We start from the raw sequence: 12297 nt of genomic DNA on the forward strand, positions 1-12297 counted from the left end.
GCTCAAATACACCAAAAATCCAATGTGGGAGCGGGCTTGCTCGCGAAAGCAGTGTGTCAGACAACGTCTATGTTGAATGTCAGTCAGCATTCGCGAGCAAGCCCGCTCCCACCATTGTTCTGCGATGTACTCAGATCGCTTTGACGTTGATGATCTCGACGTCAAAGTTCAGCGTCTTGCCGGCCAGCGGGTGGTTGAAGTCAATGGTCACTTGCGCGTCATCGAACTCTTTCACCACACCCGGCAGCTCAGTATTGGCCGCATCATTGAAGATCACCAGCAAACCCGGCGACAACTCCATGTCGACGAACTGCGAACGCGGGATGATCTGCACGTTTTGCGGGTTCGGCTGGCCGAAAGCGTTTTCCGGCTCGACGGTCAGCGTACGCTTGTCGCCGGCCTTGAAGCCGAACAATGCTGCTTCGAAACCCGGCAGCAGGTTGCCGTCGCCGACCTTGAAGGTCGCCGGAGCCTTGTCGAACGTGCTGTCGACCGTGTCGCCGTTCTCCAGGCGCAATGCAAAGTGCAAAGTGACTTCCGTGTTCTGGCCGATGCGTTGCTCAGCCAATACCTGTTCAGTCATGAACGGCTTCTCCGGTTTTCTTACTTTTGAACATGTCCAGTGCCAGCATCACCGCACCGACGGTGATGGCGCTGTCGGCGAAGTTGAACGCCGGGAAGTACCAGCGGTTTTGCCAGTGCACCAGAATGAAGTCGATCACATGGCCCAGGGCAATGCGGTCATACAGATTGCCCAGCGCGCCGCCCAGCACCAGCGCCAAAGCGACAGCCAGCCAGGTATCGTTGCGGCCCAGACGCTTGAGCCAGACCACCAGCACCGCACTGACCACAATCGCGATCAGGGCGAACAGCCAGCGCTGCCAGCCGGAGCTGTCAGCCAGGAAGCTGAAGGCAGCGCCGGTGTTGTAGGCCAGGGTCCAGCTGAAGTAATCGGGAATGATCACGATCTGCTGGAACATTTCGAGCTTGCCTTCGAAGTAGAACTTGCTGGCTTGGTCGATGACCAGAACCAGCAAACTCAACCAGAGCCAGCTCAACCGTCCGAAACGGCCAACGGCGTTAGGCATAGTGACGAACCTCGCCGGCGCCGCTGATGTTGTCGACGCAACGACCGCAGATTTCCGGATGCTCCGGGTTCACGCCAACGTCTTCGCGGCAGTGCCAGCAACGGGCGCATTTCGGGAAGGCCGATTTTACGATCTTCAGTTTCAGGCCGCTGACTTCGGTGGCTACCGCGTCCGCAGGTGCCTGAACGAAAGGTGCCACGCTGGCAGTCGAGGTGATCAATACAAAGCGCAGTTCGTTGCTCAGCTTGGCCAGGTCGGCGCTCAGCGCGTCTTCGGCGAACAGCGTCACTTCGGCCTGCAGGTTGCCACCGACGGCTTTGGCCGCACGCTGGATTTCCATCTCTTTGTTGACCGCTACCTTGATTTCCATGATGCGATCCCAGTACGCGCGACCCAGCTCGAAGCCTTCCGGCAGCTCGGTCAGACCTTCGTACCAGGTGTTGAGCATCACCGATTCGTTGCGCTCGCCCGGCAGGTACTGCCACAGCTCGTCGGCGGTGAACGCGAGGATCGGCGCGATCCAGCGTACCAGCGCTTCGGAGATGTGGAACAGCGCGGTCTGGCACGAGCGACGTGCCTTGCTGTCGGCGCCGGTGGTGTACTGGCGATCCTTGATGATGTCGAGATAGAAACCACCCAGCTCCTGCACGCAGAAGTTGTGGATCTTCGAGTAGACGTTCCAGAAACGGTATTCGCCGTAGTGCTCTTGCAACTCGCGTTGCAGCAGCAGGGTACGATCCACGGCCCAGCGATCCAGTGCGAGCATGTCTTCAGCCGGCAGCAGGTCGGTGGCCGGGTTGAAACCGGTCAGGTTGGAAAGCAGGAAACGCGCGGTGTTACGGATGCGACGATAGGCGTCCGCGCTGCGTTGCAGGATCTGCTCGGACACGGCCATTTCGCCGGAGTAGTCGGTCGACGCGACCCACAGACGCATGATGTCGGCGCCCAGAGTGTCGTTGACTTTCTGCGGCGCGATCACGTTGCCCAGCGACTTGGACATCTTGCGGCCGGACTCGTCGACGGTGAAGCCGTGGGTCAGCAGCTCGCGGTACGGCGCGTGGTTGTCGATGGCGCAACCGGTCAACAGCGACGAGTGGAACCAGCCGCGGTGCTGGTCGGAACCTTCCAGGTACAGGTCGGCGCGCGGGCCGGTTTCGTGACCCATCGGGTGCGAACCGCGCAGCACGTGCCAGTGGGTGGTGCCCGAGTCGAACCACACGTCGAGGGTATCGCTGATCTTGTCGTACAGCGGCGCTTCGTCGCCCAGCAGTTCGGCGGCGTCGAGCTTGAACCAGCCTTCGATGCCTTCGACTTCAACGCGCTTGGCGACTTCTTCCATCAGCTCGACGGTGCGTGGGTGCAGTTCGCCGCTTTCCTTGTTGAGGAAGAACGGGATCGGCACGCCCCAGTTACGCTGACGGGAGATGCACCAGTCCGGACGGTTGGCGATCATCGAGTGCAGGCGCGCCTGGCCCCAGGCCGGAACGAACTTGGTGTCTTCGATGGCTTTGAGCGAGCGCACGCGCAGGGTGTCGCCGCTGACCGGCTCCTTGTCCATGCCGATGAACCACTGCGCGGTAGCGCGGTAGATCAGCGGGGTCTTGTGGCGCCAGCAATGCATGTAGCTGTGTTCGATGACGGTGGTGTGCAGCAGCGCACCGACTTCGGTGAGTTTTTCGACGATGGCCGGGTTGGCCTTCCAGATGAACTGGCCGCCAAAGAACTCCAGCGACGGCACGTACACGCCGTTGCTTTGTACCGGATTGAGGATGTCATCGTTGACCATGCCGTACTTCTTGCAGGTCACGAAGTCGTCCACACCGTAGGCCGGGGCGGAGTGAACCACACCGGTGCCGGCGCCCAGTTCGACGTAGTCGGCCAGATAGACTGGCGACAGGCGGTCGTAGAACGGGTGACGGAAGTTGATCAGTTCCAGCTCTTTACCGGTGGTGGTCGCGATGACCGAGCCTTCAACGCCGTAACGCGACAGGCAGGACTCAACCAGCTCTTCAGCCAGGACCAACAGCTTGTCGCCGATATCAACCAGGGCGTAATTGAATTCAGGGTGAACGTTCAATGCCTGGTTGGCCGGGATGGTCCACGGGGTGGTGGTCCAGATCACGATCGAAGCGGGTTTGCTCAACGACGGCAGACCGAACGCGGCGGCCAGTTTGGCCTCGTCAGCGATCGGGAAAGCCACGTCGATGGTCGAGGACTTCTTGTTCTCGTACTCGACTTCGGCTTCGGCCAGCGCCGAACCGCAGTCGAAGCACCAGTTCACCGGCTTGAGGCCCTTGAACACGAAACCGCCCTTGACGATTTCGGCGAGGGCGCGGATTTCACCGGCCTCGTTCTTGAAGTCCATGGTCTTGTACGGGTTGGCGAAGTCGCCCAGCACGCCGAGACGGATGAACTCGCTCTTCTGCCCTTCGATCTGCTCGGTGGCGTAGGCACGGCACAGCTCGCGGGTCTTGTCCGCGCCCAGGTTCTTGCCGTGGGTCACTTCAACCTTGTGCTCGATCGGCAGGCCGTGGCAGTCCCAGCCCGGAACATACGGCGCGTCGAAACCCGACAGGGTCTTCGAGCGGATGATCATGTCCTTGAGAATCTTGTTCAGCGCATGACCGATGTGGATCGTGCCGTTGGCGTACGGAGGGCCGTCGTGCAGGACGAACTTCGGACGATCCTTGCCAATCTCGCGCAACTTTCCGTACAGGCCAATACTGTCCCAGCGCTGCAGGATCTGCGGTTCGCGCTGTGGCAGGCCGGCCTTCATTGGGAAGGCGGTGTCCGGAAGGTTTAGCGTGGCTTTATAGTCGGTCATTTAAGGCTCTTCATTAGCGATGGGCGCTAGGTGCGGCTAGTGCACGGGCGGCGGCGACATCCGCGTTGATCGCCGTTTTCAGTGCCTCCAGGGAGGCGAAACGCTGCTCTTCACGCAGCTTTTGGTGGAAAACCACCGTCAGACGCCGGTCATACAGATCGCCGGCAAAATCCAGTAGATGAACTTCAAGGTGGGCTTTGCCATCACCTTGGACCGTAGGCCGCACGCCAATATTGGCGACGCCGGGCCAGGTCTTGCCGTCGATGTCCACATCCACCAGGTAAACCCCGGTGAACGGCACGCGACGGCGCTTGAGTTGAATGTTGGCAGTGGGCGTACCCAGTTGCCGGGCCAGTTTCTGACCGTGCAGCACGCGACCGGCGATCCGGTACGGGCGGCCGAGCAGGCGTTCGGCCAAGGCAAAATCGGCGGCGGCCAACGCGTTGCGCACCTGAGTGCTGCTGACGCGAATGCCGTCCAGCTCGACGGTTTGCGCGGCTTCCACGGTAAACCCGTGGACCTGGCCGGCCTGCAGCAGAAAATCGAAATCGCCGAGACGATCGCAGCCAAAGCGGAAATCGTCGCCAACTTCCAGATGCTGCACGCCGAGGCCGTCCACCAGGATGGTATCGACGAACTCACTGGCGCTGAGCTTGCTCAGGCGCTGGTTGAAAGCCAGGCACAACACCCGGTCGACGCCTTCGGCGGCCAGCAGCTGCAGCTTGTCGCGCAAGCGAGCCAGACGCGCCGGAGCGGTCTCCGGGGCAAAGAATTCCCGTGGCTGCGGCTCGAAAATCACCACGCAGCTGGGTACGCCCAACTCGAGCGCACGCTCACGCAGCCGGGCCAGGATAGCCTGGTGACCACGGTGAACACCGTCAAAGTTGCCAATAGTGGCGACGCAGCCCCGATGCTGGGGGCGCAAGTTGTGGAGGCCTCGAACCAGCTGCATAACGCGCTTCTTGCTCATAAAGTGGTCGATTATAACCACACCCGACGGTCGACGACAGGCAACACCGTAACGCAAAGTGATCGAGCCGACAAAACTGCCGGCCCGCGCCCGTTTATAAAGGCTGAAACCTCAGCTCAAAGCCTTGCGATTGAAGTCACGCAGACGGAAACCGAGCAGCAGCAACATACCGAAATACGCCACCACACCAGCAACCACCAGCGCACCCAGTCGCAGAAAGCGCTCCAGCATGTGCCCCTGATCCCAAGCCGGCATGAAATGCATGCCCAGCAGCAATACCGCCGACATCACCGCCACTGCCACCACCAGTTTGAAGCCAAATGTGTACCAGCCTGGTTGCGGCTGATACATCTTTTGCTTGCGCAGTTGATAGAACAACAGCCCGGCATTCAGACAGGCACCGGCACTGATCGCCAGCGCCAGCCCGGCGTGAGCCAGCGGGCCGATCAGCATCAGGTTGAACAGCTGTGTGCACACCAGTGTGAAGATTGCGATTTTTACCGGCGTGCGGATGTTCTGTTGCGCGTAAAAGCCCGGCGCCAGCACTTTGATCACGATAATTCCGAGCAGACCGACAGAATAGGCAATCAGCGCACGCTGGGTCATGGACGCATCAAACGCGCTGAATTGACCGTACTGGAACAATGAGACGGTCAGTGGCTCGGCGAGAATTCCCAGAGCCAGTGCACACGGCAACACCAGCACGAAGCACAGGCGCAGCCCCCAGTCGAGGATCCGCGAATATTCGTGGCGATCCTTGCTCGCATAAGTCTTGGCCAGCGTAGGCAGCAAAATGGTGCCCAACGCTACGCCGAGCACACCGGACGGCAATTCCATCAAACGGTCGGCGTAATACATCCACGACACCGAGCCGGCGACCAGAAACGAGGCAAAAATGGTGTTGATGATCAGCGAAATCTGGCTGACCGAGACACCGATGATCGCCGGCAGCATCTGCTTCATCACCCGCCAGACGCCGCTATCGCGCAGATTCAAGCGCGGCAGCACCAGCATGCCGATCTTTTTCAGGTGCGGCAGTTGATAGAGCAACTGCGCCAGACCACCGACCAGTACCGCCCAGCCGAGAGCCATCACCGGCGGATCGAAATACGGCGTGAGGAACAGCGAGAACACAATCATGCTGACGTTGAGCAGGGTCGGCACGAAGGCCGGCACCGAAAAGCGGTTCCAGGTATTGAGGATCGCCCCGGCCAGCGAGGACAGGGAGATCAGCAATATATAAGGGAACGTCACCCGCAGCAGGTCGGAGGTGAGCTGGAATTTTTCCGGCGTGTCGGCAAAACCCGGCGCCGTGGCCCAGATCACCCACGGCGCGGCGATCATGCCCAGCGCGGTGACCAATGCCAGCACCAGCGTCAGCAGGCCCGATACATAAGCAATAAAAGTACGGGTCGCCTCTTCACCCTGCTGACTTTTGTATTCCGCCAGAATCGGTACGAAGGCCTGCGAGAACGCGCCCTCGGCGAAGATTCGCCGCAGCAGGTTGGGCAGTTTGAAGGCAATAAAAAAGGCATCCGTCGCCATTCCGGCACCGAACGTGCGAGCGATGAGCGTGTCACGGAAGAACCCGAGAACCCGGGAAAGCATGGTGATAGAGCTGACGGCGGCCAACGATTTGAGCAGATTCATTGAGGGAATGTGTGCCTGTCGATAAACAGCAGGCGAACAATGCGCCTACTTGTGCGATACTCTGCGCCGCAACAGCACAGAGCCAAAGCTCGCGAGTTTACAGGTCAAGCGCCGGAAATAAATATCCCGCCTCTTTACACCTACCACTTAGCGGAACGTTTCAAGCGCCCTTGACAAGACTTCTCTTCATCGGCATGATTCGCGGCCTATTTTGTTTGCTATTTCCTAAAAAGTCTTTCGAGGAGCTCGACGGTGGCCAACTCACCTTCCGCCAAAAAACGTGCAAAACAGGCTGAGAAGCGTCGCAGCCACAACGCCAGCCTGCGTTCCATGGTTCGTACCTACATCAAGAATGTAGTTAAGGCCATCGACGCAAAAGACGCTGAAAAAGCTCAAGCTGCATACGTTCTGGCTGTGCCAGTTATCGACCGCATGGCCGATAAAGGCATCATCCACAAGAACAAGGCTGCTCGTCATAAGAGCCGTCTGAATGGCCACGTCAAGGCACTGAAAGAAGCTGCTTAATCGACGTAGTCATTAAAAAACCGACCTTAGGGTCGGTTTTTTATTGCCTGCGATTTGGTGAATCCCGCACATAAAAAAGTGGGAGCGGGCTTGCTCGCGAATGCAATCTGTCAGCCGACATTTCTAGCGACTGACACGACCTATTCGCGAGCAAGCCCGCTCCCACATTGTGGATTTGCGGTGTTATTGCTGAACAGGAACCCACGGCACGATCGGAATCGCCGTCACCGCATTCTGCGGGCTACCTTCGATCACGCGATCGCTGTAGACAAGGTACACCAGCGTATTGCGCTTCTTGTCAAGGAAACGCACCACCTGCATGGTCTTGAACACCAGCGATGTGCGCTCCTTGAACACCTCATCACCATCCTTCAGTTCTCCCTTGAACTTGATCGGACCGACCTGACGACAGGCAATCGACGCCTCGGCACGATCCTCGGCCAGACCCAGACCACCCTTTACCCCACCCGTCTTGGCGCGGGACAGGTAGCAGGTCACGCCATCGACTTTCGGATCATCGAAAGCCTCGACCACGATCCGGTCATTTGGGCCGACGAACTTGAACACCGTCGACACCTGACCGATTTCCTCGGCCGAGGCCAGTAATGGCAACGCCATCAGCAGACCCAACAATCCTTTTGCCATGCGCATCGCGTTTTTCCTTAGACCAGAATCAGGTTGTCACGGTGAACCAGTTCCGGCTCAGCCATGTAGCCCAGCACGCCGACAATTGCATCCGACGACTGACCAATGATTTTTTGCGCCTCAAGCGCACTGTAGTTGGCCAGGCCACGGGCGATCTCGCGACCGTCCGGCGCCACGCAGACCACCATCTCGCCGCGACGGAAGCTGCCCTGGACCAATTTGACGCCGACCGGTAACAGGCTCTTGTTGCCTTGCGACAACGCCGACACCGCGCCTTCATCCAGCACCAGCGTGCCGCGAGTCTGCAGATGCCCGGCCAGCCACTGCTTGCGCGCCGCCAGCATGCCGCGCTCAGGCGACAGCAGCGTACCGATGCGCTCGCCAGCCTTCAGGCGATCGAGCACTCGCTCCAGACGCCCACCGACGATGATGGTATGCGCCCCGGAACGCGCCGCCAGACGCGCCGCGCGCAGCTTGGTCTGCATGCCGCCACGCCCCAGCGCACCGCCGGTACCGCCCGCCACTGCATCCAGGGTCGGATCATCGGCGCGCGCTTCGTAAATCAGTTGCGCATCTGGGTTATTGCGCGGGTCGGCGTCGAACATGCCGTCGCGATCGGTGAGGATCACCAGCAGATCGGCCTCGACCAGATTGGCCACCAGCGCCGCCAGCGTATCGTTGTCGCCGAAACGGATTTCGTCGGTGACCACGGTGTCGTTTTCGTTGATCACCGGGATGACTTTCAGCTCGACCAGGGCACGCAGGGTGCTGCGGGCGTTGAGGTAGCGCTTGCGGTCGGACAAGTCATCGTGAGTCAGGAGAATCTGCGCGGTGTGCCGGCCATGCTCGGCAAAGCTCGACTCCCAGGCCTGCACCAAGCCCATCTGGCCGATTGCAGCAGCGGCCTGGAGCTCGTGCATCGCACTGGGTCGTGCGGTCCAGCCCAGACGACTCATGCCGGCAGCCACCGCCCCGGAGGACACCAGCACCAACTCGACACCTGCCTCATGCAGGGCGACCATTTGCTCGACCCAGACACTCATTGCCGCACGATCCAGCCCTTTGCCATCAGCTGTCAGCAAAGCGCTGCCGATCTTCACGACCCAACGCTGCGCACCTGTCACTTTGCTCCGCATCATCTTCAACCTTAGCTTGAGGACAGCGCGACCCAGCGCTGCCCGTGACGTTAATCGTGGCTATTGGTGACCAACGATCGATTTCCAGATACTAAAACGCCGCTCGATTGAGCGGCGCTTAAGTTTACTGCAACGAATCAGTCGCGCACGTAAATGATTTCCGGACCGTCTTCATCATCCACATCTTCTTCGTCCCAGTCATCGTCGCCGATGTCGTGGACCGACTTCACGCCGCTGCGACGCAGGGCACGCTTGTCATCCAGCGCCTGCAACTGTGCACGGGCTTCGTCTTCGATGCGCTGATCGAGATCGGCCAGCTCTTCCTTGTACGCCGGGTCGTTAGCCAGGCGATCGGCACGATCTTCCAGATAACGCATGATGTCGCGGGTCAGGCGCTCGGTGCCTTCTTTGGCGATGGCCGAGATCACGTAGACAGGACCTTCCCACTGCAGGCGATCAACGATTTCCTTGACGCGCTCTTCATGCTCTTCTTCAAGGATCTGGTCGCACTTGTTCAGCACCAGCCAGCGATCACGCTCGGCCAGCGACGGACTGAATTTGACCAGCTCGTTGACGATCACTTCAGCCGCGTCCGGTGCACTGGTGTCATCCAGCGGCGCCATGTCGACGAGGTGCAGCAACAGACGCGTACGCGCCAAGTGCTTGAGGAAGCGAATACCCAGGCCGGCACCGTCGGAAGCGCCTTCGATCAGCCCCGGAATGTCGGCGATGACGAAGCTTTTCCAGCGGTCAACGCTGACCACACCCAGGTTCGGCACCAGCGTGGTGAACGGGTAGTCGGCAACTTTCGGCTTGGCCGCCGACACCGAACGGATAAAGGTACTTTTACCGGCATTCGGCAAGCCCAGCAGACCAACGTCAGCCAGCACTTTCATTTCCAGTTTCAGATCGCGCTGCTCACCCGGCTTGCCCGGAGTGGTCTGGCGCGGCGCACGGTTGGTACTGGATTTGAAACGGGTGTTACCCAGACCGTGCCAACCGCCCTGCACCACCATCAGTTTCTGGCCGGCCTTGGTCAGGTCGCCAATCACTTCCTGGGTGGCCGAGTCGATCACGGTGGTACCGACCGGCACGCGCAGGATCAGGTCTTCACCCTTCTTGCCGGTGCAATCGGTGCTGCCGCCGTTGGAGCCACGCTCGGCATCGAAGTGCCGGGTGTAACGGTAGTCGACCAGGGTGTTGAGGTTTTCGTCGGCCATCATGTAGATGGAACCACCGTCACCGCCATCACCGCCGTTCGGGCCGCCGTTTTCAATGAATTTTTCCCGACGGAAACTCATGCAGCCATTGCCGCCGTCGCCAGCTTTTACGCGGATCGATACTTCGTCTACAAACTTCATAACTCAACGCCTCTCGCCATACGGACGAGCCGAAAAACAATCAAGACATAAGACTCTTGCAAAAATGAGCGCAGCGACCCCAAAACACGACCTGCATCGCACGCCGACAGCCCATACAAACAGTTTTGCAAGAGACTCACCCCACAAACGAAAAAGCCCCGTCGCAAGACAGGGCTCTTCCAGCGATCTCGCGATTAAGCCGCGACAACGCTCACGTAACGACGACCGAAGGCGCCTTTTACTTCAAACTTGATCACGCCTTCGATTTTCGCGAAGAGGGTGTGATCCTTACCCATGCCAACGCCGTAGCCAGCGTGGAATTGGGTGCCGCGCTGACGCACGATGATGTTGCCGGCCTTGATGACCTGGCCGCCATACATCTTCACGCCAAGGCGTTTGGCTTCTGAGTCGCGACCGTTACGGGTACTACCACCAGCTTTTTTGTGTGCCATGAGTTCAATTCTCCTAGTGAGGAATTAGGCTGTAATTAAGCCTGAATACCGGTGATTTTGATCTCGGTGAACCACTGGCGGTGGCCCATACGCTTCATGTGGTGCTTACGGCGACGGAACTTGATGATGCGGACTTTATCGTGACGACCTTGGGAGATCACTTCAGCCTTGACGGTTGCGCCAGCAACAACAGGTGCGCCGATGTTCACGTCGTCGCCATTGGCGACCAGCAGAACGCGGTCAAAAGTCACGGATTCGCCAGTAGCGACTTCCAGTTTTTCGATCTTCAGGTATTCACCTTCAGCGACCTTGTATTGCTTACCGCCGGTAACGATTACTGCGTACATGGTATTTCTCCGATAATCCTGCTCACCCAGCTCTTTATAAGAAGAGGTATTGGCTGGCATGGCTGCATGGGGCTGGAACGGCCCAAGTGCAATTGCGTAAGGCAGGTGCTGCCCAGGAAGTTCAGGGTGCGCGATTGTACGCAAGCCGCGAGAGTCACGCAAGTGGCCGTCCATCGCGCCTTGACAGGCCCCGGTGTGGGTCCTAGCATGCCGCGCAACCCTTCTGGAGCAACTGTCGCTGATGCAACCCCAAGCTTTCTACCGCGCGGTGGCGGACGATTTTAACGCCGTCGACGGCATCATCAAGAAGCAGCTGACTTCCCGAGTGCCGCTGGTATCGAAAATCGGCGATTACATCACCTCGGCCGGCGGCAAACGCCTGCGTCCTTTATTGGTGCTGCTGTGCGGTAAGGCCCTGGGTCGCGAAGGCGACGACATGCGCCTGCTGGCCGCCACCATCGAATTCCTGCACACCGCGACCCTGCTGCATGACGACGTGGTCGACATGTCCGGCATGCGCCGTGGCCGCTCGACCGCCAACGCTATGTGGGGCAACGCCCCGAGCGTGCTGGTCGGCGACTTCCTGTACTCGCGCTCGTTCGAAATGATGGTCGAGCTGGGCTCGATGCCGGTGATGAAGATCCTGTCCCAGGCCACGCGCATCATCGCAGAAGGCGAAGTGTTGCAACTGTCCAAGGTACGCGACGCCAGCACCACCGAAGAAACCTACATGGAAGTCATCCGCGGCAAGACCGCGATGCTTTTCGAAGCCTCGACCCACAGCGCCGCCGCACTGGCCGGTGCCACCGCCGAGCAGAGCGAAGCCCTGCGCACCTTCGGTGATCACCTCGGTGTGGCATTCCAGCTGGTCGACGACCTGCTGGACTACAAGGGTGATGCCGAGACTCTGGGCAAGAACGTCGGTGACGATCTGGCCGAAGGCAAGCCGACCCTGCCGCTGATCTACACCATGCGCGAAGGTACGCCGGAGCAAGCTGCTCTGGTACGTCAGGCGATCCAGAAAGGCGGGATCGAAGACCTCGAAAGTATCCGCATCGCCGTGGAAGCCTCGGGTTCGCTGGAGTACACCGCGCAACTGGCCCGCGACTACGTGGCCCGTGCGATCAAGTGCCTCGACGCGCTGCCGGCCAGCGAATACCGCGATGCACTGGTGGAACTGAGCGAATTTGCGGTCGCCCGCACGCACTGATCTGCCTTCTGTGGGAGCGGGCTTGCTCGCGAAAGCAACCTGTCATTCAACATTAATGTTCAATGACACACCGCATTCGCGAGCAAGCC

The 12297-nt window shown here is 59.5% G+C and carries 12 protein-coding genes; 2 read left to right on the forward strand and 10 right to left on the reverse strand.

Features of this window, described 5'->3' with window-relative positions:
- Positions 1–130: 130 nt before the first annotated feature.
- The 5 genes from fkpB to murJ all read right to left on the reverse strand — a co-directional run bounded on the left by fkpB (position 131) and on the right by murJ (position 6532).
- Positions 131–568, reverse strand: a complete 438-nt coding sequence (fkpB, locus tag QMX91_RS23150; protein ID WP_171061858.1) for an FKBP-type peptidyl-prolyl cis-trans isomerase — start codon at positions 566–568, stop codon at positions 131–133.
- A gap of 7 nt (positions 569–575) precedes the next feature.
- Positions 576–1088: a signal peptidase II gene (gene lspA / locus QMX91_RS23155; protein WP_007963824.1), complete on the reverse strand. Its 513-nt coding sequence runs from the start codon at positions 1086–1088 to the stop codon at positions 576–578.
- Positions 1081–3912, reverse strand: a complete 2832-nt coding sequence (ileS, locus tag QMX91_RS23160; RefSeq protein WP_282413442.1) for an isoleucine--tRNA ligase — start codon at positions 3910–3912, stop codon at positions 1081–1083. Before ileS ends, lspA begins: the two co-directional genes overlap by 8 nt.
- Before the next feature lie 13 nt (positions 3913–3925).
- Complete coding sequence (ribF, locus tag QMX91_RS23165) at positions 3926–4864, reverse strand: bifunctional riboflavin kinase/FAD synthetase (protein WP_003228347.1); 939 nt, start codon at positions 4862–4864, stop codon at positions 3926–3928.
- Between the two features lie 129 nt (positions 4865–4993).
- On the reverse strand, positions 4994–6532 hold the full coding sequence (gene murJ / locus QMX91_RS23170) for a murein biosynthesis integral membrane protein MurJ (protein WP_282413443.1): 1539 nt from the start codon (positions 6530–6532) through the stop codon (positions 4994–4996).
- Between the two features lie 252 nt (positions 6533–6784).
- Here murJ and rpsT point away from each other — a divergent pair, with 252 nt between their 5' ends.
- Positions 6785–7057, forward strand: a complete 273-nt coding sequence (gene rpsT / locus QMX91_RS23175; RefSeq protein WP_003228351.1) for a 30S ribosomal protein S20 — start codon at positions 6785–6787, stop codon at positions 7055–7057.
- Between the two features lie 183 nt (positions 7058–7240).
- Here rpsT and QMX91_RS23180 read toward each other — a convergent pair whose 3' ends face one another.
- From QMX91_RS23180 to rplU, 5 genes are all read right to left on the reverse strand, one after another.
- Positions 7241–7708 (reverse strand): CreA family protein, encoded by a 468-nt coding sequence (locus QMX91_RS23180; protein ID WP_003228353.1) that lies wholly within the window; start codon positions 7706–7708, stop codon positions 7241–7243.
- An 11-nt stretch (positions 7709–7719) separates the two neighbouring features.
- Positions 7720–8838, reverse strand: coding sequence for a glutamate 5-kinase (gene proB, locus QMX91_RS23185; RefSeq protein WP_027612826.1), 1119 nt, complete (start codon positions 8836–8838; stop codon positions 7720–7722).
- 137 nt (positions 8839–8975) lie between these two features.
- On the reverse strand, positions 8976–10199 hold the full coding sequence (gene cgtA, locus QMX91_RS23190) for an Obg family GTPase CgtA (protein ID WP_003228358.1): 1224 nt from the start codon (positions 10197–10199) through the stop codon (positions 8976–8978).
- A gap of 194 nt (positions 10200–10393) precedes the next feature.
- Positions 10394–10651: a 50S ribosomal protein L27 gene (gene rpmA, locus QMX91_RS23195; RefSeq protein ID WP_003228360.1), complete on the reverse strand. Its 258-nt coding sequence runs from the start codon at positions 10649–10651 to the stop codon at positions 10394–10396.
- Positions 10652–10686: 35 nt separating this feature from the next.
- The gene (rplU, locus tag QMX91_RS23200; protein ID WP_003228361.1) at positions 10687–10998 is read right to left on the reverse strand and encodes a 50S ribosomal protein L21; all 312 of its coding nucleotides are present in this window, start codon (positions 10996–10998) and stop codon (positions 10687–10689) included.
- A 241-nt stretch (positions 10999–11239) separates the two neighbouring features.
- Between rplU and QMX91_RS23205 the strand changes: the two genes are divergently transcribed.
- Positions 11240–12208: a polyprenyl synthetase family protein gene (locus QMX91_RS23205; RefSeq protein WP_003228362.1), complete on the forward strand. Its 969-nt coding sequence runs from the start codon at positions 11240–11242 to the stop codon at positions 12206–12208.
- Positions 12209–12297: the final 89 nt, after the last annotated feature.

The sequence above is a fragment of the Pseudomonas sp. PS01299 genome (assembly GCF_029960145.1).
Classification (GTDB): domain Bacteria; phylum Pseudomonadota; class Gammaproteobacteria; order Pseudomonadales; family Pseudomonadaceae; genus Aquipseudomonas; species Aquipseudomonas putida_A.

Coding starts and splice junctions, on each gene's coding strand:
- ribF (WP_003228347.1), bottom strand. CDS start 4,864: ATGCAGCTGGTTCGAGGCCTCCACAACTTGCGCCCCCAGCATCGGGGC.
- murJ (WP_282413443.1), bottom strand. CDS start 6,532: ATGAATCTGCTCAAATCGTTGGCCGCCGTCAGCTCTATCACCATGCTT.
- rpmA (WP_003228360.1), bottom strand. CDS start 10,651: ATGGCACACAAAAAAGCTGGTGGTAGTACCCGTAACGGTCGCGACTCA.
- QMX91_RS23205 (WP_003228362.1), top strand. CDS start 11,240: ATGCAACCCCAAGCTTTCTACCGCGCGGTGGCGGACGATTTTAACGCC.
- rplU (WP_003228361.1), bottom strand. CDS start 10,998: ATGTACGCAGTAATCGTTACCGGCGGTAAGCAATACAAGGTCGCTGAA.
- cgtA (WP_003228358.1), bottom strand. CDS start 10,199: ATGAAGTTTGTAGACGAAGTATCGATCCGCGTAAAAGCTGGCGACGGC.
- lspA (WP_007963824.1), bottom strand. CDS start 1,088: ATGCCTAACGCCGTTGGCCGTTTCGGACGGTTGAGCTGGCTCTGGTTG.
- ileS (WP_282413442.1), bottom strand. CDS start 3,912: ATGACCGACTATAAAGCCACGCTAAACCTTCCGGACACCGCCTTCCCA.
- QMX91_RS23180 (WP_003228353.1), bottom strand. CDS start 7,708: ATGCGCATGGCAAAAGGATTGTTGGGTCTGCTGATGGCGTTGCCATTA.
- proB (WP_027612826.1), bottom strand. CDS start 8,838: ATGCGGAGCAAAGTGACAGGTGCGCAGCGTTGGGTCGTGAAGATCGGC.